Genomic DNA, 26,985 nt, shown 5'->3' on the forward strand with positions numbered 1-26,985 from the left:
GTTCATGCAACATAAAAAAGGCCAGCTTAACGCTGGCCTAAAATTCTAGATTCTAAAGATTTTCTTTAAACAACTTATAAATACGACGGTATTCATCCAACCAACCCGAAGGCTGTACAAACCCGTGAGGTTCAACTGGATAGATGGCCGTTTCAAAGTTTTCTTTTTCTAACTCAATGAAACGTTGAACCAATCTCACAACGTCTTGGAAAAATACGTTGTCATCGATCATTGGCGCATTAATAAGCAGTGGTTTATTTAAACCTTCTGCAAAATAGATTGGTGAACTTCTTCTATAGGCAATTGGATCAACATCAGGTCTGTTAAGAATATTTGATGTGTATGGGTCATTGTAATATGCCCAATCGGTTACCGGACGTAACGCTGCACCGGCTTGAAATAGCTTAGGTTGAGTGAACAAAGCCATAAATGTCATGAAGCCACCGTATGAGCCACCATATGTACCTACAGATCCTTCATCTACATTGGCATTTTGCGTCATCCATTTAACACCATCGGCCAAATCTTGAATTTCTGGCGTCCCCATTTGGCGATAAATCGCAGTACGCCAATCTCGGCCGTACCCTTTAGAAGCGCGGTAATCCATATCCATTACCACATAGCCTTCACTTGCAAGTAGTGAATGGAACATAAATTCACGGAAGTACACAGACCAGCCCATATGCGAATTTTGTAAATAACCAGCGCCATGGTTAAAGATAATAGCTTTGCGTTTTTTACCTGATTCACCTGGCTTGTAGTCAGCTGGATAGTACACTTTTGCGTAGATAGGCTCATCAGTATGGCTTGATGGAACAGCAACAATTTTAGGTGCAATTAGTTTCTTATTTAAGAACTCATCCGACACCGTATTTGTCAATCGTTTAGGTTGTGCGTTCGGTTTTGCATCTGCAACATAAAGCTCAGTTGGCATCATGATCTTTGAGTGCTTTAGTAACACTTTTGACTCATCTGGGCTTAATACAAAGTCAGTCATACCATTTAAATCTGTAATAGCAGATTTCTCTTTCGTATTGACATCAACTGAATAGATTTCGTAGATACCCGGGTGCTCTACATTCGCTTTAAAGAAAAACTTACTATTGTCTTTTGTCAATTTTGGATCTGAGACTACAAACTTACCTGACGTAATTTGCTTAGCTTTACCATCAATTGGTTTTACATATAGGTGGCTATAACCACTTTCTTCAGAAAGGAAAAATAATGCATCTTCGTTGTTCAACCAACCAAAGTCATTGTATGCATAGTTGACCCATGCTGTGTCATGCAATCTATGTTGAGGCTCAAGTTCGCCGTTTTCGAAATCTAATGTAGCAATCCAGCGATCTTTGTTATCCCACGCTTTAAACATCATGGCCACTTGGTCACCATTGCTATTCCACTGAATTGGTGATTGAGACCAATACCAGTCGCGCATCATTTTAATCGCTCTTGGTTCTTTTTTAGATGTGTATGATTCACCAATCGCAGCCGCATTCTCTTTTTTAACGTCTGCTAACACATCTTCGTCAAAGCCAGGTAATGTATCAAAGCTAATAGACTTGTGTGAATCAGCTTTTAAATCATAATAAAGTACTTCAACTTCGACAGGCTTATTGTCCGCCACACGGCTTCGAGCTGGCACTGGTACAATATTTCCATCTTGGCCGATGTAATTTGGCATCATGTCTTTTTTTGTTGATTGAGAAAAGACGTTGTCTTTACTTACAACCACAATTAGCTTGTCGCCGCTTGGAGAAATACTTGCTTCAACTAGGTTTTTTCCTTCGCCGATATAGACTTGCTTGTCAGCGATAGTTTTATTTTGAGATTCTAGTTGTGCCTGACGACCTTCTTTGTCTAGCGCGTTTTTATGTGTAAGCGCTACATAATCAATTAACTTGTGTTGTTCTTTGGCAATGTACGTACTTGGCTCTTGAGTACCTTGAGGTGCATTGCCTTCGTTTATCTTAACAAGTTCTTTGGTCAAGCCTGTCTCAACATTGACAGTAAAAAAGGTATCGGCAATACGAAACGCAAGCTCGCCAGAAACCATAAATTGGATAATTGTTTCTTTGTCACTTGAGCGTGTGATCTGCTTAGTTTGTTTAGTAACTAAGTTCTTGACAAAAATATTGCCTTGGAATGTATACGCTTGGTATTTACCATCTGCAGAATAAGTAGCATTGTTATTGCCAATCTCATGCAAGTTAGCCAAAGCTATTTGCTCTGTACCCTGGCTATTTATTGAAAATGTATCCCTGAGTTGATTTCCAACCTGCTTTTGGTTGAAATAAATGGTATTGCTATCTGCACCCCAAAATGCGCTTTCTGGAGAGCGGCTAATCCAATCCGGATCTGCCATCGCTTGCTCAAGAGTGATATTTTCACTACCAAAATCTAATGGAGTTTGTACGGCTTGCGAAACAACAGCTGAGTTGCTTGTCGCTTCATCAGTGTTTGAATGTTTGCTTGTTGTTTGACAACCAGTCAGCAGTAGGCCTGCAACGGCAATGCTCAATAGGGATTTTTTCATTAGAGCTCTTCTTTTAATTTATTAATCAGCGCAATTTAATCAAAAGATAGAACAATATTCGACAGGTTTTAGATAAACAACCAAAGTTTTTAGCTTGGTGGCGGGGGCGTACACAATTTAGCAACAATCAGGTATAAAAAAAGGCCAGTAAAGCTTACTGGCCAAATACTCTCTGCGCTCACATAGTCGTTGATGGACAACGAGTATGAAATGAGGCATATCCAAGCCTCAAATATTCAGACTGGCGCTTATTCGAAAGGTTCAAAAAAATTTAGTAAATTTATTGAATAAAACCGTCAATAATTAATAAAAGTATGACTGAACTTACAATAGCCCACAAAATTATCGCCATAACAAAGGGTTGCCACCCACATTGCTTAAGTACTGTTTTTGAAATACCCGCTCCAATTAAAAATAAAGTACCAACTAGCAAAGCTTTTGCGGACTCGTAGCCAATTTGCCACAACGGCTTGAATTCAGGAAGCCAAGTGTTGATAGCTGCTGCAAGCAAAAAACCGACAATAAATAGAGGGATACTCGCCTTCTCTTCTGAGCGCCAGAATACGCCAGCCAGCGCTGTATATGGCACTATCCACATTGCTCTCGTAAGCTTAATGGTTGTAGCCATAGCTAATGCAGCAGGACCATAAGCAGCCGCGGCCCCTACGACACTGCTCGTATCATGAATTGCTAATGCACTCCACAGAGCAAATTGGCTTTGGGTCAGCTCAAAATAGTGCCCCAGCCACGGGAATATGAGTAAACCGACTGCGTTTAAAGAAAATACGATTGCTAATGCTACAGCTATCTCGTCTTGCTTTGCTTTAATCACAGGCGCCATCGCAGCAATAGCACTACCGCCGCAAATTGCAGTCCCAAAAGAGATCAACGTGCCCGTATTTTTATTCAAGCGGAATAGTTGAGTTAATATTTCACCAAGTCCAATAATCGCAGTAATACTCACAATCGTTAATACAATTGAACTCCTACCAACTTCTAGGACATGCATAACATCAACATTGAACCCTAAACCAATAACAGATACTTTGAGAAGTAGCTTGGATAGTTGTGCACTTTGCAAGTCAAATGGGTTTCCAAATAAAAGGGCAAAAGAGATCCCCATGAACAATGCCATTGCAGAGCCAATTAGAGGGGTAATTGACACAATGAAACAAGCTATAAACAAGAGCTTAAGTACATTTGGATTAATATTAATCATATAAAAACTTCTAACGTATATGCTGCATAAAAAAGCCGAGCTATTGCTCGGCTTTTTTCTAATTTAATATTAATGCATGGCTGGTTTCGCTAACTCCTGGGTAATCCTCCTCAGGTAGCATTTCTGCCAGCTCTGCCAACCGCTCACCTAGCTGATGCAAATTAGCTGCTGAGACATTAATATGGCCCATTTTTCGGCCCGGCTTAGCCTCTTTTCCATACCAGTGACTCGTGCAATCTGCAACAGACAATACCGCTTGAGGAATTGATGGCTGCCCTAGTACATTTACCATAGCAGTCGGGCGCACTAATTGAGTACTGCCAATCGGTAAGCCTGTGATAGCACGCATATGGTTTTCGAATTGGCTAGTGTGCGCACCTTGTTGTGTCCAATGTCCTGAGTTGTGAACACGAGGCGCTATTTCATTCACTAGCAATTTACCGTCAACGTCGAAAAACTCAATTGCTAATACACCCACATAATTTAGCTCTGACGCCAAATTTTCGAATGCAGCTTCTGCTTGAACTTGTATCGCTGCCTTTTCTTTTCCAGCAATAGATAAGGTCAGAACGCCATTTGTGTGCTGGTTCTCAGTTAATGGATACACTTTGCATTGTCCATCTTTATCACGCACACCTATGATAGAAACTTCTCTATCAAATGGGATCATTTTTTCAGCAATGATTGAGTGTGGTGCAGCCTCAGTGCCGGTATCAAGAAAGCCTTTCATCTCAGACCATACCTGCTCTGCGTCTTCAGCTGATTTCAGGCGCCATTGGCCTTTACCATCATAGCCCGCCTGACACGTTTTAATCACAAGTGGCAGGCCAAGCTTTTCGATAGCTTCAATAAAAGCACTTTTCTCTGTGATCAATGCATACGGTGCACACGGAACTTTAGCATTGTCTAAGAGTGCTTTTTCTTTACTGCGGTCACCACCGATAGAGATTGACTCTGCACCCGGGTAAAACTTACCACTTTGTTGACATACATTGAGTACGTCTTCAGGAATATGCTCAAATTCTGCGGTAATCGCATACGCCAGCTCTACTTCCTGCTCGAGTGTTGTGTGCTTCACTTCAAAAGTAACTGGGTTAATTACTTGTTTTGAACTTACATCGTAAGCTAAAACATCTATACCCAAATGAGTAGAAGCCAGACTCATCATTCGGGCCAACTGACCCGCGCCTAGTACTAATACTTTCATGTTATTCAGCTGGATTTGGGTTAGCTAAGATAGTTTCAGTCTGAGCTTTTCTAAACGCTTCAACTTTTTCAAATATTTCCGGTTGCTGACAACCCAATATTTGTGCTGCTAATAAACCTGCATTCGCGGCACCTGCATCGCCTATTGCTAATGTACCCACCGCAACACCTTTTGGCATTTGGCAGATTGAAAGTAATGAATCAACACCATTTAAAGTTTTCGATTTTACTGGTACACCCAATACAGGCAAACTAGTGAATGCAGCCGCCATACCAGGAAGGTGTGCTGCGCCGCCAGCTCCGGCGATGATCACTTTGATACCACGTTCCGCTGCCGTTGTTGCATAATCGGCCAATAATTGAGGAGTGCGATGCGCCGAAACCACTTTTGTTTCATACTCAATGCCAAACTTATCTAACATATCTGCCGCATGTTGCATTGTAGGCCAATCTGACTTAGAACCCATGATAATGCCAACCGTCATAATAATTCCTCAATTCTAAATTAAACGATACTTACTACAGCGCTAAAGGGGTTGCGCCGAAATCGTGAGTATTATACCCGAGTGGTAGTTGAAAGCGAGCCTCAATACATAAAAAACCGCTTATAGCGGCTTTTATCTAGAAATATAACTTATTGCAAGCAATGGCTTTTTGAGTTGACCCAAGTAAAGCTAATTGACTTGCTTCACTGGCACATTTTCACACTCTCTTTGCGTTTTCGAAAATGCTTTTTGCCAATGTTTTGAAAACTCATCAGGACCGAGGATAAAGAAGAACAACATCAAACCGCCTGGCACCAGTACGAGTTTAAGTACGGGCCCCAAAACGTAACTATAAAAAGCAATAAATGGAATAAACAGAATGTAACCAATTAACCGCGTAAGCATCAAACACCTCCTTAATTTATGAGCGCGCTCAATTAATTTAATGAGCACGCTCATTTTTGTCAAGTATGCAGATTACTTTGTCACTTTATCGTATTTTGTGGTAAGCTCTCTGGTGCGCTCAATATATTGATTTAGTATGAAAAAAAGAGAAATTACAGCCCAAAAAATACTTGACGTTAGTTGGCAATTATTCCAAGAACATGGCTACGCCGAGACAACTACTCGCCAAATTGCAATGCAAGCATCTGTTGCAACAGGCACAGTGTTCAGCCACTTTCCAAATAAAATCGACATATTAAAGCTGGCGATGCATCAACGCATCGATGAGGTACTTAGATTAGCTCATCAAGAAAATGAGCAGACCAGTCCTAGACTACGACTCAGGCATTACGCAAAATTTCTTTACCGCTTTTACTGTGAGAACCGCCCTTTTAGTAAAGCGCTATTACAGGATTTAATGTGGCACAGTGCGTTTTTTGAAGACCAATTGAACGACTTTAAACATATGCTCTTTGAAGGCCATAAATATGATGAAATCAAAGCAACAGCTATGATGGATTGCTACTTTATGACCCTCATATACGGACTTAACAACGAACAGCTATCCCCTGTCGACTTGGTGTCATTGCTTACCGCTAAGCTCCAGATGATACATACATAAAACTGTATGATGTGTTCGTTTATATAACTTTGCTCTATCTTCTATACACTTCTAAGCTTTATATAGAATCACCATACGCATATAACGCTTGTGAAAACCCTGTTTGTGTTTTTATTTTGTTACGCTTCAATTGCTCATAGCGCTGGTCCAGACTTAACACTGACACACGAAAAGTACGTCAACTTAAGTGCTGGAAGCTACTATTTGTTGGATAACCAATTTGGCATTGTAGACGTAATGTCTTTACCGAATAATCACTGGCAAATCAATGAAACTGACAACTTTAACCTTGGATACACCCCCGAGACCTATTGGGTAAAAGTTAGTTTTAATTTGCCTCGGGACACAAACGGGTACTTTTTAGAAATAGCCTACCCGGTTCTGGACAGTATAAAGCTCTATTTGATGCAAGGAGATGAAGTACTTAGTTATTCAAAACTAGGCGATAAACAGCATTTTGAAGACCGGCAGATCAAGCATCATAATTTTATCCTCCCTATAGATGAAAACATTCAAGGGGCGCTCACCCTCTATGTTAGAGTGAATTCGACCAGTGCCCTACAACTACCTATCCGACTTTGGAGTCAGCCTAGTTTTTACGAAAGCGACCAAGTAGCTACACTGTTTTTAGGGATTTATTTTGGCCTTATGAGTATTATGGCTATCTACAACGTGCTCATGTATTTTTCACTAAAAGATACAACCTTTCTTTACTACGTTGTTTACGTATCAGCCATTATTGCCTTCTATTTTAGCCTGTCAGGTCTTGGGTTCAGGTATCTATGGCAAGGAAGCTTGTGGTGGAATGACCAATCTATATTATTCTTTTTGCTCGCGGCTGTGCTTGCAGGTACTTCTTTTATAGTCAAATTACTAGAATTGCATAAAAATAGTAAAATTTTATATAGGGGCTGCTTGTTACTTTTCGCGATTGGAGTCTGCCTGCTATTTGCATCAATGTACTTTTCCTATGGCACCATGATCAGAGTCATTATTCTGTATGCGTCGTTTGCGTGTTTGTGGGGGGTAATTACAAGAACAATAAAACTGTTTGAGGGTACACACTTCTCGACATACTACTCATTAGCCTGGAATGCAGCACTTTGTGGCGGAATAATCCTTGCGGCCAACAAATTGAATTTTATACCCAATAATTGGTTTACTGAACATGCACTCACAATAGGCACCTCAATCGAGGTTGCATGCTTATCATTTGCAATGGCTGAGAGAATCAATTCAGAGAGAAAAAAGCGTTTTATAGCACAAGCTAAAAGCATGACCGAAATCCGCAAAGCAAACATGCAGCTCGAAGCAGAAGTAAACAACAGAACAAAAGAGCTTCAGACTGCTTATGACAAACTTAAACATATCTCTCGAATTGATGAACTCACTCAAGTGCTCAATAGAAGAAGCTTAAATGACGCTTTAAATACTGAGTGCTTGCGAGCAAAACGTTTTGGGCACTCCGTTAGTTTATTAATGGTCGATATTGATCACTTCAAAAAAATTAACGACACCTATGGCCATCAATGTGGTGATAAGTGTATTACGCATGTGGCCAGCGTTTTAAAAAAAACATGTACTCGTGCAGGCGATGTTGTAGCTCGCTACGGCGGTGAAGAGTTTTGTATTCTACTACCTGAGTGCAACGAGGGAGATGCATTTGACCTAGCGGAGCTGATCAGAAGACATACTGAAGCTTCTGTAGTTAAATTCGAAGACTCAATTATAAAACTAACAATCAGTGTTGGTATAGCAACTAAGTGGGGCGTTGACTTAGAACCTCATGAGCTTGTAAAACAATCAGATATGGCTCTTTATTTCGCCAAACAACATGGCAGAAACCAAGTCTCCCTAGGCTCAGTTTTAGATTCGTGAAATTGAAATGGTCAGCACTTAGCTGACCACGAACACACTAACTGAAGCTTTCGACAACCTCTTTTTTACTGAGTTTAGAGCAATACCAAATACTGTTCTTTTCACCGTGATATACACGGCGTTTTACATGTTTCAAGGCATATAATGAGGCTAAAGCAAAACCTACAGCGCCAAGTTCAATCCCTAGATCACCAAGAGAGTCTGGCGCCCAAATACCAATTTCTGGGAGCATAAATGCTATCAAAGAGTTTGTCGGAATGAGCAAACACAGAACAGCTAAAATTTTTAAACTCAGTATGCTAAACCTTGCAGCACCATAAACGAATGCGCCAGCGAGTGTTACAAAAAACAGCAAATAATAAATCCACATATAGGCTATATTGATATTCCAACTAACTAGCGCTAACCATTTATTTGCTGCGAATGCACCAGCCATACCTATAGCGCACCCCAAAGATACACCTATGGTCAGATTAGCCATAAAGTGGCTTGAACGACTTTGATTCAAAGACTGTTTTTTGCGCCGTTTCTCAAGCCAAATCAAGTTACCACTATAAAACAAAAACGCACCGCCTAAGCCCATAACGAAATATAACCATCGACCAAGCTCACCTCCGTAGCTCCCAAAGTGAAGACCAAAAAAGCTCGTGACAACGGCAGCCCATATACTTTGCTCTCCACTTTCATTTCTCACGGTACTGGAGTCTATTTCTAGCGTAAAGGGATTCAAAAAAACATAGTCATTGTGTGGACCACGCATCAAAGTTCTATCGCTTATGATAGATATGCTTGCGGAAGGATGTGCAGATGACAAGCCACTTAGCCTGATGCTATTTACTTCATATCCCGGAGCATAGTCATGAATCGTTTGTTTTATTTCATTTAATGTCGCTAGTTCTCTAATATCGTATCGAACCTCTTCATGTTTTTCTCCACCACCAAACATGGGTTTGTCTCCATATACTTGGCTTAATCCGCCGTAAAACAAGTCATGGAAAGAAAAAACAACTACAGTGATCGCAATTATGATATGAAAAGGCAAGCTCGCGATGCCAACCAAATTATGTGAGTCTAGCCAAAAGCGATTTGGTCCCTTTTCTTTACGAAGGGCAAAAAAACTTTTTACTAAGCTCGGTAAGAGAAAAATAACGCCGGACACTAGAGCAAGAAAATATAAAAATGCGGCAATACCTAGCACATACACACCCGCTTGATCGTGTCCAACCTCTCCGATAATCCCTGCTGAACGATGCAAATAATCAATTAACATTGATAACTCATTGACATGACGTAATTCAGTTACCAGGTGACCTTGCTCATTCAACGTTGCATGCCAAACTTGATCATCCATTGAAAAGCCACGGGCAGACCCTTGTCCATACCAATGAATTGGTGAGCTATTCTCATCAAAGCTAACTGTGACAGCTTTGAGTGAATCCGGGTTTTGTGCTAACACTTGCTCAAGTAACAATTCGTACTGATCTGATTGAACCTGACCCAATTGGTAACCTGGAGGCGTGGCCCAATCATTAATGGTATCGCTGAACATCGTCAGTGATCCTGCTAAGAACCCAATGAAAAGTAACAAACCGGCGGTGATCCCAGTCCAAGTGTGGAGAGATTGGTAAGTCCTTAGGATATCGCTTCTAATTTTCATAACTGGCTCCTTAGGAGATAAACAATAACGTTGGAAATCACAGCGCTAACGCCTAAGTACAGCCATGCCTGGCGCCCCGTTTTAAACATATAAACAAAACAGAGGATTAGAAGCCATATTGGCGTTATGATCCACATGTTAAATTGCGTTTTCCAAAGCCTTTGCTCTTCTGTGATCTGCTCAGTTAACCCCGTAGGCCCGAGCCACGCAAAAATACCGACAAGCCCAAGCGTTAAGAAAAAACCGCCAATCACACCCGCAAATGTTTTAGTCCACCAATGAGGTTGAATTTTATTGTATTGAGCCATGGTTTTTTACTTCCTATTGAGAAAGAGCATAAGTAAAGGCAGTGAAAATAATGCAGTCATTAACATCATAAGCGTGATAAAAAACCCAGCCGAGCCAATAAAGTAAAATGCACCTAAAACAATGGCTATGGCCACGGCCGCATAACCCATTCTTTGCATTGGTTTTGCCAAGGGCTTTTCCAACAACCTTTGATGTCTGTTTGATAAATATAAAAGAAGTGTACCGATGCCGATCAATAGCACCATTAGAAAAGAGTACAAACTTATGCTCCTGTCCTTAGCTAATTTAGTGTTCTGGGAGCAAGATTATAAACATAATAGGAACAACTTTACACTTTAAATTGTAATGAGAATTATTTTCAAAACTTAAGGTGAGATTAAAGCCTCATTCCCACAAAACCGTTCCCCAAAAGGCCGCCTTCCCTAACATCCGTCATCCTGAATTTACTTCAGGGTCCACTTTGACTTATAAAGTTAAGCCACTCACACATACGCTTAAAACATGGATTGCGGGGCAAGCCCACAATGACGGTATCTACGTATTTAATAACGGTATCGACTTGTTGACTAACACCCTAAGTGTCTACATTTTTAACAATAAAGTGAAGTATCTACATTTTGGCCAGTAAAGTAAAATATCAACAGGCCGCCTTCCCTAACATCCGTCACCCTGAATTTACTTCAGGGTCCACTTTGACTTATAAAGTTAAGCCACTCACACATACGCGTAAAACATGGATTGCGGGGCAAGCCCACAATGACGGTATCTACGTATTTAATAACGGTATCGACTTGTTGACTAACAACCTAAGTATCAACATTTTGAACAATAAAGTGAAGTATCAACAGGCCGCCTTCCCTAACATCCGTCACCCTGAATTTATTTCAGGGTCCATGACACCCATCAGGGCAACTTTATCAGTATGTCAGATACCTACAAAAAGCAGTGGAAAGTTATGTAACTCAATTTCAGTTCACAACATCTTTACTGGGAATAAAATCTAGCACGGTTGCATTAATGCAATATCTATCTGTGCCTCTTGGCCCTTCATTCTTAAACACATGACCTAAATGAATACCAGTCGACTTGGACCTGATTTCAGTCCTAACCATGCCGTGGCTTAAATCTTGATGGTAAGTGACGCTGCCTTTGACTGGATACTTAAATGACAACCACCCTGTGCCTGAGTTAAAGCGATCTTTAGTATCAAATAAATGCGCTCCACTGAGTTTATCAACAAAAACGCCCTCTCCTGTATTTTTGAAAATATCATATTGCTTGCAAAATGGACGTTCGGTGCCTTTTTGAAAGGCTATTTTATAAGCTTCCGTCTTCCCTAATTTGAACGCTCCCAATACTTTGTAGAAGGTTTCTCGATTCATAAAGCCTTGATATCCAGCAACCTCTTTGCCATTTTCAATAAGTAAAATAGTTGGCGTCGCCCAAGTAGCTGACATAATTTCAATGCCTTGTAGTTGGTCCGCGAATCTGTAATGTAACGGGATTGACCCCTTATAATCATTAACAACTGTACTTTTAAACTTTTCACAGTAGGGACAATAGTTTTTTGAGTCTAACACCACAATATGTTTGCCGCTTAAAAGCGCTTCGTTGCTTACTTTCTTTTTATCCACTTTGTCAAAAGTCACACCAGTACTATGATCCGGGCAATACCCGTTAGGGTTTTTCGCTAAATAATTTTGGTGATATTCCTCAGCAGATACAAAAGTTTCGAGCGGCTTAATTTTTGTTTGGATATCGCCATACCCGGCCTTTTGCAGCAAGTGCTGATATTCCCCTTTGAGCTGATGCGCCACTTTTGCTTGTTTCTCCGTATCAAACAAAATGATGGACCGGTATTGCGTACCTACATCATTGCCTTGCCTATTTTTTTGAGTCGGGTCATGGCTTTCAAAATAAGACTTAATTAATGACTCTGTTGAAAGCAAGTTTGCGTTATACGTCACCTTAACTACTTCTGCGTAGTTATTTTCATCATAACGACGACGAGGACTAATTATATTTTTGTAGGTTGCTTTAAAGCCCCTTCCATCAGCATACCCTGATTCCGCATCAATCACGCCAACCATTGCTTCATAGCGTTTTTCTGGACCCCAAAAGCAGCCAGATCCTAATACAAGTGTTTTAATATTTACGCTTGCGTTATCCATCTCAGGTTTCGGCATATCAGCGGCAAACGAAAAAGTTGAAAAAAGGCTGAGTAACAAAGTAAAGTTAAGCTGCTTCTTCACGTAAGTGCTCCTTTAATAATTATCTATCCATTTGGACCGAACTTCGAATAAAACAATTTCAAAATTTTGCATAACAAGCTAGCAAACTCAGTTCAATATCAGTCAAAACTTCGCCTTCACTGCGACATTCTCTAGGCACAATTAAAACTTGCTTTACCAATAAAGTTAAACGCAATAACACCTTGTGCACCAACTTGCTACACTGATACCACACCCGTTGCAATTGCAACTCACCCTAGAATCTGAGCAGTTCAACGACATTAGATTAATATGCCATTGAAAATAGGGTAAAACGTTGGCACGCAATATCCAGAGGATTTTAAAAATGTCTTTTATCTCTCGCCTTTCAGCGATCGCAGTTGCACTTGGTGCTTCAATTTCAGCTCAAGCTGCGGACATCCAATTCACATCTAAGCTTGAAAACGCTGAGTCACTCGTCATTTTCAAAGCTGAAGACAAAAAAGCTGCTTTCAAGTTTTTAGACAAGCCAACTAGAGCTCAATTAGACAGAGCGATAGAAAGTGAAGACTTTCAAGGCAAGTTTGGAAAAACCGTTGAAGTGCTAGCGCCAGTATCCTCTGATTATAAGCGCATCATTGTTGTAGGTTTAGGTAAGGAAGACGAACTAAACGCAAGTAAAATGACTAAACTTGGCGGCAATCTGCACGCTAAGTTAGAAGATAAAAAGTCATCAAGTGTTGCTGTTGCTTTTGAAGACTTTGATGGTGAAATTAATAATTCTCAGCTAGCTGCTCAGCTTGCTCACGGTATTAATTTACGTGACCATACTTTTGAAGTTTATAAAAAAGAGCCAAATAATTTTAAAGTTAGCTACAGCATAGATGTAGACAGCAAACGTAAAGCTGCTAAAGAATACATCCCGCTTGAGCATATTCAATCAGGCGTGTTTCTTGCTCGTGACTTAACTTCAGAAATAGCTTCTGAAATGACACCAGTGGATTTTGCAAAGGCTGCAAAACAGCTTGAGCAATATGGTGTTGAAGTGAAAGTATTAGAACCAGCTGAAATTAAAGAGCTTGGAATGGGCGCCCTTGAAGCTGTCGGTCGCGGCAGTGCACAAGGCTCTAGACTAGTCATTGCACACTACAAAGGTAACAACGACACACCAATTGCGCTTGTAGGCAAAGGCATTACCTTTGATTCAGGCGGCTATAACGTGAAAACGGGTAAGTCTATCGCGCTAATGAAAGTGGACATGGCTGGTGCAGCTGCCGTACTTGGCACAGTGAAAGCGATGGCGAAAGCAAAAGCAGATGTAAACGTGGTTGCAGTTATGCCAATGGCTGCCAACATGGTATCTGAAAACTCTTTCGCGCCAGGTGACGTTCTGCGTACAGCTGAAGGTTTGAGTGTTGAAGTACTTAACACAGATGCTGAAGGTCGACTTATTTTGAGTGACGCATTGTGGTATGCACGTCAATACTACAAACCAGAAATTATGATTGACCTTGCAACATTAACTGGCTCTAAAATCCGTGCGGTTGGCAATAACTACTCTGCAATCTTTTCAGAAGACGATGAGCTTGTTAAAGAGTTTACAATCGCTGGTCAAACAGTTAATGAGCAAGTTTGGCGCCTACCTCTGGGTTATAAAGACGCGCTAAAATCTGACATCGCAGATCTAACTAATATTGGCTCTTACGGTCCTGGTGCAACTACAGCTGCAACCTTCTTACAACAGTTTGTTGGCGATACTCGCTGGGTTCATATTGATATCGCTGGTAATGCGATCTCTAAAAAAACCAAAGATGAAGTTCCTGCCGGCGGCACTGGATACGGTGTTCGCATTCTTAGTGAATGGTTATTGAGCGGTAACTAATCCCTCCAATAAAAAGGCCATGCATTGCATGGCCTTTTTCTTATTTCTATTTATGTGGCCTCTCACACCATTACTATGTATATTAAACACGCAAAAGCACCCGTAATGACAACGCTATAAATAATAAAAAAGTCGTGTTTCAAATTATTATAAAGACAACATAATGACAAACAACAAGACCTATATTCTGGGCGAACGTGCACTCGTTTTAGAAATATTTCAAACTCACCTATCGCAACACCAACAAAATAAATTGTTTGCGTTACACGCTTGGATGCGTGAACAAAAAGTCTTCATAGATATCGTACCGGCCAAAACGACTATCACTGGCTACTTAATGCACTCTCAAGATCCAGAGTACTGGCTAGACAGGTTAAGAGAGGCATGGGAGAACATTGAACCTGAGGCATTTCAACCAACTGTTCATCAAATCATAACACGCTATGGAAAAAGTAACGGACCGGACCTAGATTCCGTTGCTTCTCTTACAGGTTTGAGCCCAGCTCAAGTGGTGGAGTTGCACAGTCAGCAAAGTTATCAGGTTAAATTTTTAGGTTTTTTACCTGGTTTTGCCTATTTGGGGGATCTCAACCCTAAATTACATTTACCTCGCCTTGATACACCTAGAACACACGTGCCGTCTGGATCAGTGGCGATAGCACAAGACCTTACGGCAGTTTATCCTAGTGAATCACCAGGTGGATGGCGACTTATCGGCCACACAGACACTGTTTTGTTTAATCATCAATTAGAATCACCAAGTATTTTGCAACCAGGAGATGTTGTAAAGTTCATACCAAGCACGGAGGGAATATGCTAACAATCTTAAAATCTGGTATTCAAACGTGCATACAAGATTTAGGAAGGTATGGTTTCAGGCATTTAGGCGTGTCGCAAGCTGGCGTGATGGACCCCCTCGCGGCTAAAAGCGCCAACATACTCCTTAATAACTCCACGGATTCCGCTGTTATTGAGATAACCGTAGGCTTATGTAAATTTAAATTTGACCATCCAACCAACTTTTCGCTTACTGGTGCAGACCTTGGTGCAAAGCTTAATGGAAAAAGCATTGCCACTGGGTGGCGGTATCACGCTGAGGCTAACGACATATTAACTTTTGCGTCGAGTAAGAGTGGCACACGTGCTTACTTTGCTGTTCAAGGTGGATTTAATGATGTTACACCTGTCATGCATTCGTCGGCAACCGACATACAAGCAGGGTTTGGAGGCCTCAGCGGCAGGGCTTTGCAAGACGGTGATGTATTACCTTACACCCCATTTAACGCGCTTGACTCCATTGGTGCTGCACTACCTGATTATGTCGACACAATTCGCGTTATCCCTGGACCACACATAGACTTGTTGCCCAAAGACAATCAACAAAGCTTGTACAATCAGCAGTGGCAAGTACAACCAAATAGCAATCGTATGGGGTTAAGAGTCGCAAGTGATATTGATATAAGCCACAACGTAAGTATTACTAGCCAAGCGGTAAGCCCTGGTGTGATACAATTACCACCCAATGGCCAACCTATCGTATTACTTAATGACTGCCAAACCACAGGGGGATATCCAATTATTGCACATGTGATTGAAGCTGACTTACGTCATTTAGGCCAATTACATGCAGGAGTACACTGTCAGTTTAGAGCCGTAAATAGACTGCAAGCTCAACAAGCATTAGATCAACAACAACAACACCTAGCACAATTGAAAATTGCTGTGCTACATCATGATAAGAAAAATATATGACTGAACTAAATTTACTCCCGTTAACCGGGATATTGGTTGTCGTAGTCGGCTTTGCCCTGCGGTTTAACCCTTTATTGGTAGTCACTGCGGCAGGGCTAATTACCGGCTGGGCAGTTGATTTAAATTTTGCTGAACTATTAGCCACATTTGGTGAAAAGTTTATGAACTCCCGACAACTGGCAAGTTTCTTATTGATTCTGCCTGTTATTGCGATTTTGGAACGCTACGGGCTGCAAAATCGTGCAAAAAATTGGATAGCCAATATTAAAGGGGCCACTACCGCGAGAATTCTCAGCGTGTACTTCGTGGTGCGAGAATCTTCGGCAGCTTTGGGCCTGCTTAGCTTAGCTGGCCAAGCTCAAACGGTTAGGCCTTTGTTAGCTCCGATGGCGCTAGGTGCTGCTGCAAATATACATGGCGAACTTCCCAAAGAAGTCAAAGACATGATCAGCGCACATTCAGCCGCGTGCGACAACATTGCAGTATTTTTTGGCGAAGACATATTTATTGCTTTTGGAGCCGTTTTATTAATGGATGCGTTTTTAAAGGAAAATGGTATCCAAGGTATTGAGCCTCTGCATATCGGTCTTTGGGCCATACCCACTGCGATTTTCGCATTAATCGTACACCTATTCCGCCTCGCTCGTCTCGAAGCAAAAATTTGCAACAAAATAGCCGAGATAAAACAACTAAACAAATCTGTCAGTACTGAGGAGTTAGCATGAGCGCAGTAAGCCAAACTACACACTCGGCACAACCAGCAATACTCTCAATAGACAATATCTATTTACTCATCGGCTTTTTAGTACTGTTTTTAGTAGTTAAAACTCTACAAGATAAGCAACACCCAAAACGTCTCACGACAGCCCTATTTTGGATGCTCTTTGGTAATGTATTTTTATTTGGTGATCTATCAATTTCGCTAATAGGTGAAACGCTAACTTACCAATGGGTGGGAGTCAGTGTGATAGCCATCGCCCTGTTGGCAGGGATGGGCAAAGTGTCAATGGGCACATACTACACACCAAGCGAAGAAGAGCTAGACAAAAGCGCTCAAACAATTGGCAATAAACTATTTATTCCTGCGGTACTTATTCCCGTTATAACAGTGATTTGTACGCTCTTCTTAGGTGGTATTAACCTTGGCGGAACCTATTTATTTGACCAAAATCATTTAACCTTAGCGTCTCTAACACTTGCTTGTGGCGGTGCTTTATTAGTTGCATGGAAATTCACTTCAGGCAGCCCCATTCAAGCGATAGGCGAATCTAGACGCCTTGTTGACTCCATAGGATGGGCAGCAATTTTACCACAAATGCTGGCTATGCTGGGCGGCGTTTTCATCGTGGCAAATACAGGTACAGCAATACAAGATATTGTAACTCTGTTCATATCTCCAGATAATCGTTTTATGCTCGTTGTACTTTATTGCGTCGGTATGGCTTTGTTTACTATGGTCATGGGTAACGCATTTGCTGCTTTCCCTGTCATGACAGCGGGTATCGCGGTACCATTCTTGATTCAAGGGCATGGCGCTAGCCCTGCACCACTGGTAGCGATTGGTATGTACTCCGGTTACTGCGGCACGTTAATGACGCCAATGGCTGCAAATTTTAATATTATCCCAGCCGCACTACTCGATTTAAAAGACAAATATCAGGTGATCAAGGTGCAAATACCAACTGCGATCGCTCTACTAATCATCAATATCTTTTTAATGTATGGGGTTATTTTTAATGACTAAACCTAATCACCCTACCGTGTTAATTACTGGATTTGAACCTTTTGGTGGCGAAGCAATTAACCCTTCATGGCAAGCGGTTCAGAAGTTAGAAGGCCTTATTATCGAAGGCCATTTAATCGTAACACGAGAGCTTCCTTGCGAGTTTGACACCTCTTTGGAATCGCTTTACAACAATATCGCGCTGCATGAACCAAACCTTGTATTATGTGTTGGCCAAGCAGGCGGCCGCAGCGATATTACGATTGAACGTATTGCTATAAACATCAATGATGCAAGAATTAAAGATAACGCAGGCCACCAGCCTATCGACACACCCGTTGTTAAAGGCGGTCCAGCCGCTGTTTTTGCTAAGTTACCGATAAAACAAATGCTTTGGGACCTACATGAAGCGCAGATCCCAGCCAGTATTTCCAATACTGCAGGCACCTACGTATGTAATCATGTCATGTATGGACTATGTCATTACATAGAAACACACAAAGCCAATTTAAAAGGTGGCTTTATACATATTCCATATTTGCCAGAGCAAGCTGTGCACCATAGCGGTGCACCCAGCATGGCTGAGTCAACGGTCATTGCAGCGTTAAAATCAATGATTGCCTCTGCTTTAAGCCATGATCAGGATTTGGCCATAGCGGCAGGAACAACTCACTAATAACTTGCAATATTTTGGTGCAGAGATGCACCAAAATTTACTCCCTTTCCCCTTACGATATTTAGTATTTTCCGTGTGACTTCATCATAATTTTCTGTTAGTTATAGACTTAGTTTTATACAAAAATAACTATATTTATCACAGTGATTAGCTCGTGACCGACGGTAAACTGGTAACGGGCGTAACAGGAATGAGGGTACTATGTGTTCAATATTTGGTGTTTTAGAAATCCAAGGCTCGGCTGACAAGTTACGAGCACAAGCTATTGAAATGTCGAAAAAATTAAGACACCGTGGACCTGACTGGTCCGGTGTGTACTCTAGCGAAAAAGCGATTTTAGTGCATGAGCGACTCGCTATTGTTGGAGTTGCCAGTGGCGCTCAACCTTTGTATAACCCAGAGAAAACCCATGTACTCGCAGTAAATGGCGAAATATACAACCACAAGGCACTTGCAGAGCAATTGGAAACCCCATTTGAGTTTCAAACAAAGTCTGATTGCGAAGTTATTTTAGCCTTATATAAACAAAAAGGGCCTGAGTTTTTAGATGATTTAAATGGCATATTTGCATTTTGTCTTTATGACGAAGAACAAGATGCTTATTTAATTGGTCGTGACCATATCGGCATTATACCTTTGTACACGGGCCGAGATCAGCACGGTAACTTTTACGTTGCCAGTGAAATGAAGGCGCTTACACCTATATGTAATCACATAGAGGAGTTTCCCCCTGGGCACTATTTGTATTCAAAAGAAGGGACGTATCACAAATACTATCAAAGAGATTGGCAAAGTTTTGATGCAGTGAAAAACAACCCCGCGAGCGCCCTTGAAGTCAAAAATGGTCTAGAGGCTGCGGTTAAAAGGCAGCTGATGTGCGATGTGCCTTATGGCGTGTTGCTTTCCGGTGGGTTAGACTCCTCGGTAATCTCGGCAATAACCCAACAATTTGCTGCCAAGCGTATTGAAGACAATGACGCCAGTGATGCTTGGTGGCCTAAACTTCACTCATTTTCAATTGGTCTAGAAGGCTCACCAGATCTCGAGGCTGCGCAAAAAGTAGCGGATCAAATAGGTACCATCCATCACCCTATTCATTTTACAGTGCAACAGGGGTTAGATGCCTTAAAAGAAGTGGTTTACCACTTAGAGACCTATGATGTGACAACCATTCGTGCCTCCACTCCAATGTATTTGATGGCGAGATATATCAAAGCTATGGGCATCAAGATGGTGCTATCCGGTGAAGGCGCAGATGAATTGTTTGGTGGATACCTTTACTTTCATAAAGCCCCAAATAGTAAAGAGTTTCATGATGAGCTTATCCGAAAAGTCTCTAAATTACATATGTTTGATTGCCTACGTGCGAACAAATCGATGGCAGCTTGGGGCGTTGAGGCAAGAGTGCCATTTTTAGATAAAGAGTTTGTTGATATCGCCATGCGCACCAACCCTGAGTACAAAATGTGTAAAGATGGCCGAATAGAAAAGCATGTTATTCGTGAAGGGTTTAGCGGATACATTCCCGATGATGTTTTATGGCGTCAAAAAGAGCAGTTTTCTGATGGTGTGGGTTACTCATGGATAGATTCTCTTCGCGACTATGCCGAGGCCCAAGTCTCTGATCAAGATATGGCAAATGCACACTATCGCTTTGCAATTAATACCCCAGATAGCAAAGAGGCGTATTTCTATCGCACCATTTTTGAAGAGCACTTTCCTGGAGAGGCTGCCGCAAAATGCGTACCTCATGGAAAGTCTGTCGCCTGCTCTACTCCCGAAGCACTTGCGTGGGACGAGAGTTTTGAAAACAACGCAGATCCGTCGGGACGCGCCGCCAATGTGCACAACGATGCGTATAAACAACAGTGATGTAATAAAACTATAGGGTAATGATTAAAGTGCTCTACAAGTTCTCATCTCGAGGTCACTTTAATAACCCTAATAATTATCGGTTTTTATATGCCATTTTACGTACTACACTTGCAAGCATTCTAAATCTAAAAGAGAAAAACCAATGATTGAACAAGGACAAAGCATTCCAGAGTCGGTATTAACTGAGCTAACAGCCGATGGCATGCAAAACCATACGTCTGAAGCGCTTTTTGCCAACAAGAAAGTCGTTGTTTTTGCAGTACCAGGTGCTTTCACACCAACTTGCTCGCAAGCACATTTACCAGGGTTTGTTGCACTGGCGGACAAAATCAAAGCTAAAGGTGTCGATAGCATCATTTGTGTTTCAGTCAATGACGCTTTTGTGATGAAAGCTTGGGGAGATGCGCAAAACGCAGATGAAATTTTAATGCTCGGAGACGGCGATGCAAGCTTCACTCAAGCATTAGGGCTAGATATGGACACAGCTAGCTTTGGCGGTGTGCGCTCTCAACGCTACGCTATGATTGTTGAAAACGGTGTAGTCACTCAATTGAACGTAGAAGCACCAAAAACTTTTGAGATCAGTAAAGCTGAAGTGATTTTAGAAGCGCTGTAATCACAAAGGTATTTTCGCTCATAACTATTCTAACGAACAGTTATGAGCTAGTTTAGTTATGCACTTCTTCCAGCTTACCTCGTTAACTACTTTCAGGAAAAAAGCGGACCTTTAATACAATTGTTTCGTTAGGAACTGCATGTAACAACTTCTCTGTATCTTCACTCCAAGGGCACAGGCTTAATGACTGACCTCTAAATCGTTGGTTAGGGCTATTTTCGCTAAGATTAAGTTCAAATAAAGATGTGCTTTTAGCAATTTGATTGCTAGATAAAATCAATGCATAGTCCGAATTTGAATCCAATGTAATTTGTTCTTTAATGGATTTAAATAGGTTTCCATCGGCTAGAAACTCCATACCTTCATCTCTGATCGGCTTAGCTTTTTGAAATCTAGCGTCCTGATGAAATTGCACAAAATTTTCTACGCTTGGCACATAAGTTAAATTCCCCTGTTCAGGTATCGGCCCCCTTATATTTGTGTCTAAAACAGCAAAAGGGCGTAAAGGTTTAAGACCAAACTCCTGTAAAGCTGGCGCTACTGCTGGAAAGTATGTTTGAAATACTTGCGCTTCTTTCCCACTGATAACTTTACCAAATGCCAAATCTAAACAACTGTCTGATTGTAGGTTTAATTTAAGATCCATGATTTTTCCGTTTTAGTCTTTAAGTGTTTTTTATTGTGGAACCTTTATTTCCGGAAATCAACACTTCCGTTAAAAAATTTCGGAAATCATCATTTTCGTAATTGTACATTTACTGTAAAATTGCTTTCTGATACCATCGCCAGCATGAAACAAGAAAATACCAAACAACCCGGTAATACACGGGGTAGAAAACGTGATTCGAGCAGAACTGATGCGATTGTAAAGGTGGCTCTGAGCTTGTTATTGGAAGTGGGGTTTGATCGATTTCGTATTCAAGATGTTGCGACTAAAGCAGGCTGTGGAACAGGTGCTATTTACAGGCGGTGGCCTACGAAAGAGTCTTTAATTATTGAAGCAATCAAAAGCATGCCTGCGCAAGAAGCGCCCGTTACGGATGAACCAACGACTGATCTAAAGACGGTCATAGAAAAGCAATGTAGCCAAGCCAGCGAGAAACCTGATTTAGTGCCAGGATTAGTTGCAGCAATGCGTTCTGATAAAGAAATAGAGGCTGTTGTTAAAGCCGGATTTTCGTTAGAACATTATCGCAAAACGATTGCTAGAACTATTGGTGAAGACCATGAACACTTGGACTTGCTTGCTGAGATAACACCTGCAATTACGTTATTTCGCTCAGTCTTTACGCCTGAATCACTAAACAGTGATGACATGGTTGAAGAAATCCTATCGGTAATTACCTCTTTCAAGCCCAAAACATAATGGATGAAATCACAGAGCTGGGATGTATCTAATCTATGCGTTTTGTCTACAGGCAATCTTCAGATTTGATTTGATCCTTCAGTCAAATCTGAAAAACATGAAGCGGCTATAACGATTAGCACCTTAAAACCCAGTTTGATTAATTCAGCCTCTCCGCCATATCCTTGCTGGCGACAACACTGTTAGCGCCCTCTCTTACAATTACAGTTTCGAATTGCCCTTGTGTATTTTGTATAAATTCTACATAAGTTTGCTCTTCTGCATCATCACCTTGAAGCACAAATTGGTTTGGAGCTATTGGCACTAACGCGCGCTGACCGACATATAGCGTGTTATTTTTTAGCGAGAAATACCTTGTTTTTGACCTTGGTTCATCTGCACTGATAAACCCCCTTTCCAACGCCGTATATTTATCTCCAGAAACAGTGAATGCGCCTGTAAATTGATTTAGCCACTTAGCATTGATAGCGGGTTCATAGCGATAGAATGGCCTGTAAAACGGCCAGTCGAAAGCATCAGCTACGGCTCTTCTTATTTCCTCGTACAAGTCATCGCCGTTACTCCCATTGGTAAATACCACCAACCCCGTTCCTAAATTTAAATGACCTTCCATCCATGCTTTGTACGATTGATTTGAACCTCCGTGACGAAAGCGTCTTAACTCCCCTGCACCTGACATTTTTGGGCCTAACCCAAACTTACCAAATCCAACTTCAGTCATCATTTGTTGCGCTAAACCGTGTTCTAGATAATTATGATTTCCTTGATAGCTTTTCATCAGAGCAATCATCAAATGTGCATAGTCGCTTGGTGTACTCCAAAGGCCAGACGCCGCCATTTCTGGAAATGTATGCCACCCACGCGGCTTTGCTTCTAATTTCCCAGATGCATCATGTGCTTTTGCAATATTGCCGAACTCTTTGGGTAAAGGGTTCTCAAAAGTTGAACGAGTCATTTTAAGCGGCTTGAACAGTAAATCTTCGGTAGCGATTTCGAAAGGTTGCTTTAAAACATCTTCAAATAACAACTGAATAATGGTGGTGCCCCCTCCTGAATAACGCCAACTTGTGCCAGGTTGATAAAACGTGCGTACAGGCTTAGTTCGGGAAAGCCCAGTTCCTTTCAAGGTCTCCAATACAGTCGGCGTCTTTTCGTGAGGCTCAAAGTCAGGAAACCCCCATAGAGAAAGCCCCGCCGTATGAGACAATATCCCCCTCAAGGTAACCTTATCTATATTTGTGTATTGACTTGCAGGAACCCGCCACTGTTTTAGGTAGGTGTTGACGTCCGTATCCAATGCTATCTGCTTTTGGGAAGTTAAACTTAGTACTGCCGCCGCTGTTGCAACTTTACTTAATGAGCCAACAGAAAAGACCGTATTTTCATCAACAGGTTGTGCTGTGCCCGCTTCTTTTAAGCCATAACCTTTAGCAAAGACAACTTTGTAATTTTCTATCACAGCTATCGACACTCCTGGTACATTGAAATGCGCCATACGCTGCGATAAAGACCACTTTGTCGGATTAGACTTATCGAGAACCGAATCTCTTAGTCCATTTTCCATCATCTGTGCTTTAGCATTTATTGATTTATCTTCATTTGCATTACTACTTGTGCTGATTGCCAATAAAAGAACCAATGGGGCAATGGGCAAAGCTCGTGAGTAAGTTGCCATAAAATTCCTTTTTGTTTTAACCAAGATTACGTTTATTAGACGACTAAACTCTCCAATTTGTTAAGGACTCGTTTTACGCCCTTTCATCTTTTGTCGACTCCATGACAACGTGTGTCGTAATAGTGCAAACTTGTGGAATAGATCCAAGTACATCGGCATGAAAAGCTTTGTACGCATTTAAATCTGATGTTTCTACACGCAGCAAATATTCAAACTCACCAGTGACGTTATGACACTCTTTTACTGCACTGGCCAGTTCAATCGCTTGTTCGAATGCTTTTTGAGACTCAGTCGAATGCTCTCTCAGTCCTACACCAACATAAGCGATGAATCCCGTGCCAAGTTTTTCCGAATCCAATACGGCACGATACCCTTTAATAAGCCCTTTTGATTCCAGATCTTGAACACGTCTTAAACATGCCGAGGGAGAAAGCCCTATTTTTTCCGCTAGCTCCACGTTTGATAGACGTCCATCTTTTGACAATTCATGTAATATGATTCGATTAAACTTATCTATTTTCATTTTTCCCCTCCGTCACTAGAATAAACTGACTGATTATTTCATAGCAACGAAACTTCTCACCAAGGTGCAAAAATAGTTAATGTGTTCATGAACTGAAAAGAAGTGTGAGGCCAACACCAGCTTATTTCGGGAGATATATCAATGGATACACTTTACGCCTGCTGAGATGATGTTGACCGCTGACTAAGTCAGCGGTCGGCTTGATCAAAAAGAGCAGTGAACAAAATACTCACCTTGATACATTTTTTGATTCAATTGTTCTTTAATCTGTTGTTCTACCAGTTCCGCACCACCTGCTATAGAGTGAAGCTGACACTGGTGCTTTTGTAAATAAGTCTGCATTTGGCTGCTGTCTATATCCCAAACCACCGGTTCACCGAGTTTTTCAAGGTGACGATAGAGAAGTTTGGGGACCGTATTTTTTGCACTTTCTCTGGGCTCCAGTGTCGAAAAAATAAACTGTGTGCCACTACCTGTTAAAGCGCGAATTGATTCAAATACCGTGTCTACGTCCTGCTGGTTTAAATACATCAAAACACCTTCGCAGATAAACAATGTTCGTTTTTCAGGACAAAAACCTCGAAATTCAGAAAGCGCTGTTTTTAGCTGTTGACGACCAAAGTCCACAGCCAAAAAGTGCATGTTCGAGCTATCAAACGAATCTTCTTCTAACGCTTTAACTTTTTGAGACTGCGTGGCCGGATGGTCAATTTCAATAAAGTTAACGTCAACAAATGTCTGCTGCAAACGCCAACACAAAGAATCAAACCCAGCCCCGAGTACGACTACTTGTGTAACCCCCTCAGACAAGGCTTTCAATGTTAGCTGCTCGATATGACGTTTACGCAATACATAGTGCAAAGATATTCCTGGCAACAACAGGCGCTCCCTAACTTTGGCAAGCTTGCAAAACCACCAGCTTTCTAGTTGCTTCAGTCTATGCCGGCCTTGCTCACTACCCTGTAAAATTTGGCGAGATACCGAAATAACTTGCTCGTCTACCAAAGCACTGTATTTTGACGTTTTTGCTGCAAACAATAAGCCTTGGGCGACAGTAAACGCGGTTGAACTGGCTTCGTTATCTTTCATCAACGTGCCTCACTATAAAAAATAATGCTTTTGTCTGTTAAACCAATCGAGCCTGTTAGTGCTTGTTGTTCAAGGAATGCTTGACTTTCATCCCTTTCGACACCCGATATCACCGAGAATGCATGCCCGCCCATTCTCACTACTCGCTGATGCGGCTTTTTCAACATCGGTTTGGCTGTCTTTGACAACTGTTCTAAAAAAAATTCAAGCCTCTCTTGTTTCGATGCATGAGCATATATAAGTGCTCTGCGCCCTACATCCCGTAGTTTCTGCTCCATGACTTTAAGAATAGTTTTCATGTAGCTGGGGTCTTTATTTACCTTTTGCCAAAAATCTTGTTTCTTTAGTACCAATAGATCAGTATTTACAATAGCAGCGGCATTGACAGTGCGCCCCTGCTCATCAAAAAGGCAAGACTCACCGAACAATTCGCCTGCGGTCAATGTGGCCAAGTCAAAGTGCTGTTGTTGATCTGCTCTGTCCATTGCAATACTTATCGCGCCACTACTGATAAGATACGCTTCTTCAGCATTCTCTTCTGACGCATTGAAGATTGGTGTCCCAGCACTCACCAGCAGATATTCAAAGCTTTCAGAAAACAACTCCGTCAGTTTAGTATGGGCTCTTGGTCCACCGAAAGCCCATTGCGTGATCTGTTGCATAGTACAGTGCATGGGTACCATAGAAACCGAAATATGTTCATGTCGTACCTGTGCACCCAGTGCTTTTAGACCCATCCGTTTATATATCGCAAGCGTTTCAATATTAGCTGTAGTAATGATATCTGTTACACCCCGGGCTTCACCGATATCACAACTTAATTTAAATAAAGCTCTGAATAAGTCTCGACGGTTTCGCCAATTGGCATCTATCGCAAACATGCCAGAATTGGCTAATAGCGGAGGTGGTAAATTCTGTTCGTGATTTTGCAAAATTAGCTGGCTGCGGTATTGATTAAAGTCGTACATTTGGTCAGCTGGCAATTGCAGAGCGCCATCTATCACAACTCGTATGGTACCCACTGGCGTTTCGCCATCATATGCGATGATATTATAGCTGTCAGGCATACCGTCAAACATATCCATAATAATACGTTGCGGGTTGGCCTGCATATACGCGTACTCTTCTACATATACCTGATATCTAAGTTGATAAACATGGTTGAGCTCAACTGGGGTGGAAGCAACTTTTACTCTAATAGACATTGAACGGAACTTTTTAATAATTATTGTAAAATTTGAT

The 26,985-nt window shown here is 41.5% G+C and carries 27 protein-coding genes; 13 read left to right on the forward strand and 14 right to left on the reverse strand.

The window, feature by feature from the left end; translation table 11 throughout:
- Positions 1-52: 52 nt before the first annotated feature.
- The 5 genes from J8M00_RS09150 to J8M00_RS09170 form a co-directional block, all read right to left on the reverse strand.
- Complete coding sequence (locus J8M00_RS09150; protein ID WP_211009962.1) at positions 53-2,536, reverse strand: prolyl oligopeptidase family serine peptidase; 2,484 nt, start codon at positions 2,534-2,536, stop codon at positions 53-55.
- Between the two features lie 280 nt (positions 2,537-2,816).
- The gene (locus tag J8M00_RS09155) at positions 2,817-3,755 is read right to left on the reverse strand and encodes a YeiH family protein (RefSeq protein ID WP_211009963.1); all 939 of its coding nucleotides are present in this window, start codon (positions 3,753-3,755) and stop codon (positions 2,817-2,819) included.
- 58 nt (positions 3,756-3,813) lie between these two features.
- The gene (locus J8M00_RS09160; protein WP_211009964.1) at positions 3,814-4,962 is read right to left on the reverse strand and encodes a 5-(carboxyamino)imidazole ribonucleotide synthase; all 1,149 of its coding nucleotides are present in this window, start codon (positions 4,960-4,962) and stop codon (positions 3,814-3,816) included.
- Between the two features lies 1 nt (position 4,963).
- Positions 4,964-5,446 carry a 5-(carboxyamino)imidazole ribonucleotide mutase gene (gene purE, locus J8M00_RS09165; protein WP_023397540.1) on the reverse strand — a complete coding sequence of 161 codons (483 nt, stop codon included), beginning with the start codon at positions 5,444-5,446 and terminating at the stop codon, positions 4,964-4,966.
- Positions 5,447-5,635: 189 nt separating this feature from the next.
- Positions 5,636-5,851 (reverse strand): hypothetical protein, encoded by a 216-nt coding sequence (locus J8M00_RS09170; RefSeq protein ID WP_211009965.1) that lies wholly within the window; start codon positions 5,849-5,851, stop codon positions 5,636-5,638.
- A gap of 136 nt (positions 5,852-5,987) precedes the next feature.
- Here J8M00_RS09170 and J8M00_RS09175 point away from each other — a divergent pair, with 136 nt between their 5' ends.
- Both J8M00_RS09175 and J8M00_RS09180 read left to right on the forward strand, forming a co-directional pair.
- Entirely contained in the window at positions 5,988-6,512 is a 525-nt protein-coding gene (locus tag J8M00_RS09175) for a TetR/AcrR family transcriptional regulator (RefSeq protein ID WP_211009966.1), read from the forward strand.
- A gap of 90 nt (positions 6,513-6,602) precedes the next feature.
- Positions 6,603-8,390, forward strand: coding sequence for a sensor domain-containing diguanylate cyclase (locus J8M00_RS09180; RefSeq protein ID WP_211009967.1), 1,788 nt, complete (start codon positions 6,603-6,605; stop codon positions 8,388-8,390).
- A 37-nt stretch (positions 8,391-8,427) separates the two neighbouring features.
- Here the strand turns inward: J8M00_RS09180 and J8M00_RS09185 are convergent, their stop codons facing one another.
- From J8M00_RS09185 to J8M00_RS09195, 3 genes are read right to left on the reverse strand one after another with little or no spacing between them, the layout of a single operon-like run.
- Complete coding sequence (locus J8M00_RS09185; RefSeq protein WP_211009968.1) at positions 8,428-10,047, reverse strand: PepSY-associated TM helix domain-containing protein; 1,620 nt, start codon at positions 10,045-10,047, stop codon at positions 8,428-8,430.
- The gene (locus J8M00_RS09190) at positions 10,044-10,355 is read right to left on the reverse strand and encodes a hypothetical protein (protein WP_211009969.1); all 312 of its coding nucleotides are present in this window, start codon (positions 10,353-10,355) and stop codon (positions 10,044-10,046) included. The genes J8M00_RS09185 and J8M00_RS09190 overlap by 4 nt, the downstream gene beginning before the upstream one ends.
- Before the next feature lie 6 nt (positions 10,356-10,361).
- On the reverse strand, positions 10,362-10,616 hold the full coding sequence (locus J8M00_RS09195; RefSeq protein WP_211009970.1) for a hypothetical protein: 255 nt from the start codon (positions 10,614-10,616) through the stop codon (positions 10,362-10,364).
- Positions 10,617-10,816: 200 nt separating this feature from the next.
- Between J8M00_RS09195 and J8M00_RS09200 the strand changes: the two genes are divergently transcribed.
- On the forward strand, positions 10,817-10,984 hold the full coding sequence (locus tag J8M00_RS09200) for a hypothetical protein (protein ID WP_211009971.1): 168 nt from the start codon (positions 10,817-10,819) through the stop codon (positions 10,982-10,984).
- Positions 10,974-11,360 (forward strand): hypothetical protein, encoded by a 387-nt coding sequence (locus J8M00_RS09205; protein WP_211009972.1) that lies wholly within the window; start codon positions 10,974-10,976, stop codon positions 11,358-11,360. Before J8M00_RS09200 ends, J8M00_RS09205 begins: the two co-directional genes overlap by 11 nt.
- Here J8M00_RS09205 and msrA read toward each other — a convergent pair.
- Positions 11,325-12,542, reverse strand: coding sequence for a peptide-methionine (S)-S-oxide reductase MsrA (msrA, locus tag J8M00_RS09210; RefSeq protein ID WP_211010370.1), 1,218 nt, complete (start codon positions 12,540-12,542; stop codon positions 11,325-11,327). The genes J8M00_RS09205 and msrA overlap by 36 nt on opposite strands.
- Before the next feature lie 391 nt (positions 12,543-12,933).
- Here msrA and J8M00_RS09215 point away from each other — a divergent pair, with 391 nt between their 5' ends.
- The 8 genes from J8M00_RS09215 to J8M00_RS09250 all read left to right on the forward strand — a co-directional run bounded on the left by J8M00_RS09215 (position 12,934) and on the right by J8M00_RS09250 (position 21,090).
- Positions 12,934-14,448 (forward strand): leucyl aminopeptidase, encoded by a 1,515-nt coding sequence (locus J8M00_RS09215; protein WP_211009973.1) that lies wholly within the window; start codon positions 12,934-12,936, stop codon positions 14,446-14,448.
- A 163-nt stretch (positions 14,449-14,611) separates the two neighbouring features.
- Positions 14,612-15,268 carry a 5-oxoprolinase subunit PxpB gene (gene pxpB / locus J8M00_RS09220; RefSeq protein ID WP_211009974.1) on the forward strand — a complete coding sequence of 219 codons (657 nt, stop codon included), beginning with the start codon at positions 14,612-14,614 and terminating at the stop codon, positions 15,266-15,268.
- On the forward strand, positions 15,262-16,200 hold the full coding sequence (locus J8M00_RS09225) for a biotin-dependent carboxyltransferase family protein (RefSeq protein ID WP_211009975.1): 939 nt from the start codon (positions 15,262-15,264) through the stop codon (positions 16,198-16,200). Before pxpB ends, J8M00_RS09225 begins: the two co-directional genes overlap by 7 nt.
- Positions 16,197-16,925 carry a DUF969 domain-containing protein gene (locus J8M00_RS09230; protein ID WP_211009976.1) on the forward strand — a complete coding sequence of 243 codons (729 nt, stop codon included), beginning with the start codon at positions 16,197-16,199 and terminating at the stop codon, positions 16,923-16,925. The genes J8M00_RS09225 and J8M00_RS09230 overlap by 4 nt, the downstream gene beginning before the upstream one ends.
- The gene (locus tag J8M00_RS09235) at positions 16,922-17,944 is read left to right on the forward strand and encodes a DUF979 domain-containing protein (protein ID WP_211009977.1); all 1,023 of its coding nucleotides are present in this window, start codon (positions 16,922-16,924) and stop codon (positions 17,942-17,944) included. Before J8M00_RS09230 ends, J8M00_RS09235 begins: the two co-directional genes overlap by 4 nt.
- On the forward strand, positions 17,937-18,599 hold the full coding sequence (gene pcp / locus J8M00_RS09240; RefSeq protein ID WP_211009978.1) for a pyroglutamyl-peptidase I: 663 nt from the start codon (positions 17,937-17,939) through the stop codon (positions 18,597-18,599). Before J8M00_RS09235 ends, pcp begins: the two co-directional genes overlap by 8 nt.
- A 201-nt stretch (positions 18,600-18,800) precedes the next feature.
- Positions 18,801-20,471 (forward strand): asparagine synthase B, encoded by a 1,671-nt coding sequence (asnB, locus tag J8M00_RS09245; RefSeq protein ID WP_211009979.1) that lies wholly within the window; start codon positions 18,801-18,803, stop codon positions 20,469-20,471.
- Positions 20,472-20,616: 145 nt separating this feature from the next.
- Positions 20,617-21,090 (forward strand): peroxiredoxin, encoded by a 474-nt coding sequence (locus J8M00_RS09250; RefSeq protein ID WP_023397526.1) that lies wholly within the window; start codon positions 20,617-20,619, stop codon positions 21,088-21,090.
- Positions 21,091-21,172: 82 nt separating this feature from the next.
- Here the strand turns inward: J8M00_RS09250 and J8M00_RS09255 are convergent, their stop codons facing one another.
- Positions 21,173-21,736, reverse strand: coding sequence for a hypothetical protein (locus J8M00_RS09255; RefSeq protein WP_211009980.1), 564 nt, complete (start codon positions 21,734-21,736; stop codon positions 21,173-21,175).
- Between the two features lie 144 nt (positions 21,737-21,880).
- Here J8M00_RS09255 and J8M00_RS09260 point away from each other — a divergent pair, with 144 nt between their 5' ends.
- Positions 21,881-22,456, forward strand: coding sequence for a TetR/AcrR family transcriptional regulator (locus tag J8M00_RS09260; protein WP_211009981.1), 576 nt, complete (start codon positions 21,881-21,883; stop codon positions 22,454-22,456).
- A gap of 139 nt (positions 22,457-22,595) precedes the next feature.
- Here J8M00_RS09260 and J8M00_RS09265 read toward each other — a convergent pair whose 3' ends face one another.
- The 4 genes from J8M00_RS09265 to J8M00_RS09280 form a co-directional block, all read right to left on the reverse strand.
- Entirely contained in the window at positions 22,596-24,131 is a 1,536-nt protein-coding gene (locus J8M00_RS09265; RefSeq protein ID WP_211009982.1) for a serine hydrolase domain-containing protein, read from the reverse strand.
- Between the two features lie 73 nt (positions 24,132-24,204).
- Complete coding sequence (locus J8M00_RS09270; RefSeq protein WP_211009983.1) at positions 24,205-24,654, reverse strand: Lrp/AsnC family transcriptional regulator; 450 nt, start codon at positions 24,652-24,654, stop codon at positions 24,205-24,207.
- A gap of 204 nt (positions 24,655-24,858) precedes the next feature.
- The gene (locus tag J8M00_RS09275) at positions 24,859-25,743 is read right to left on the reverse strand and encodes a class I SAM-dependent methyltransferase (RefSeq protein ID WP_211009984.1); all 885 of its coding nucleotides are present in this window, start codon (positions 25,741-25,743) and stop codon (positions 24,859-24,861) included.
- Positions 25,743-26,948: an N-acyl amino acid synthase FeeM domain-containing protein gene (locus tag J8M00_RS09280; RefSeq protein ID WP_211009985.1), complete on the reverse strand. Its 1,206-nt coding sequence runs from the start codon at positions 26,946-26,948 to the stop codon at positions 25,743-25,745. Before J8M00_RS09280 ends, J8M00_RS09275 begins: the two co-directional genes overlap by 1 nt.
- Positions 26,949-26,985: the final 37 nt, after the last annotated feature.

Origin of the sequence: Pseudoalteromonas luteoviolacea (genome assembly GCF_018100925.1) — a bacterium.
Lineage (GTDB): Bacteria > Pseudomonadota > Gammaproteobacteria > Enterobacterales > Alteromonadaceae > Pseudoalteromonas > Pseudoalteromonas obscura.

Coding starts and splice junctions, on each gene's coding strand:
- J8M00_RS09150 (WP_211009962.1), bottom strand. CDS start 2,536: ATGAAAAAATCCCTATTGAGCATTGCCGTTGCAGGCCTACTGCTGACT.
- J8M00_RS09155 (WP_211009963.1), bottom strand. CDS start 3,755: ATGATTAATATTAATCCAAATGTACTTAAGCTCTTGTTTATAGCTTGT.
- J8M00_RS09160 (WP_211009964.1), bottom strand. CDS start 4,962: ATGAAAGTATTAGTACTAGGCGCGGGTCAGTTGGCCCGAATGATGAGT.
- purE (WP_023397540.1), bottom strand. CDS start 5,446: ATGACGGTTGGCATTATCATGGGTTCTAAGTCAGATTGGCCTACAATG.
- J8M00_RS09170 (WP_211009965.1), bottom strand. CDS start 5,851: ATGCTTACGCGGTTAATTGGTTACATTCTGTTTATTCCATTTATTGCT.
- J8M00_RS09175 (WP_211009966.1), top strand. CDS start 5,988: ATGAAAAAAAGAGAAATTACAGCCCAAAAAATACTTGACGTTAGTTGG.
- J8M00_RS09185 (WP_211009968.1), bottom strand. CDS start 10,047: ATGAAAATTAGAAGCGATATCCTAAGGACTTACCAATCTCTCCACACT.
- J8M00_RS09190 (WP_211009969.1), bottom strand. CDS start 10,355: ATGGCTCAATACAATAAAATTCAACCTCATTGGTGGACTAAAACATTT.
- msrA (WP_211010370.1), bottom strand. CDS start 12,542: ATGCCGAAACCTGAGATGGATAACGCAAGCGTAAATATTAAAACACTT.
- J8M00_RS09215 (WP_211009973.1), top strand. CDS start 12,934: ATGTCTTTTATCTCTCGCCTTTCAGCGATCGCAGTTGCACTTGGTGCT.
- pxpB (WP_211009974.1), top strand. CDS start 14,612: ATGACAAACAACAAGACCTATATTCTGGGCGAACGTGCACTCGTTTTA.
- J8M00_RS09225 (WP_211009975.1), top strand. CDS start 15,262: ATGCTAACAATCTTAAAATCTGGTATTCAAACGTGCATACAAGATTTA.
- J8M00_RS09230 (WP_211009976.1), top strand. CDS start 16,197: ATGACTGAACTAAATTTACTCCCGTTAACCGGGATATTGGTTGTCGTA.
- J8M00_RS09235 (WP_211009977.1), top strand. CDS start 16,922: ATGAGCGCAGTAAGCCAAACTACACACTCGGCACAACCAGCAATACTC.
- pcp (WP_211009978.1), top strand. CDS start 17,937: ATGACTAAACCTAATCACCCTACCGTGTTAATTACTGGATTTGAACCT.
- asnB (WP_211009979.1), top strand. CDS start 18,801: ATGTGTTCAATATTTGGTGTTTTAGAAATCCAAGGCTCGGCTGACAAG.
- J8M00_RS09250 (WP_023397526.1), top strand. CDS start 20,617: ATGATTGAACAAGGACAAAGCATTCCAGAGTCGGTATTAACTGAGCTA.
- J8M00_RS09255 (WP_211009980.1), bottom strand. CDS start 21,736: ATGGATCTTAAATTAAACCTACAATCAGACAGTTGTTTAGATTTGGCA.
- J8M00_RS09260 (WP_211009981.1), top strand. CDS start 21,881: ATGAAACAAGAAAATACCAAACAACCCGGTAATACACGGGGTAGAAAA.
- J8M00_RS09265 (WP_211009982.1), bottom strand. CDS start 24,131: ATGGCAACTTACTCACGAGCTTTGCCCATTGCCCCATTGGTTCTTTTA.
- J8M00_RS09270 (WP_211009983.1), bottom strand. CDS start 24,654: ATGAAAATAGATAAGTTTAATCGAATCATATTACATGAATTGTCAAAA.
- J8M00_RS09275 (WP_211009984.1), bottom strand. CDS start 25,743: ATGAAAGATAACGAAGCCAGTTCAACCGCGTTTACTGTCGCCCAAGGC.
- J8M00_RS09280 (WP_211009985.1), bottom strand. CDS start 26,948: ATGTCTATTAGAGTAAAAGTTGCTTCCACCCCAGTTGAGCTCAACCAT.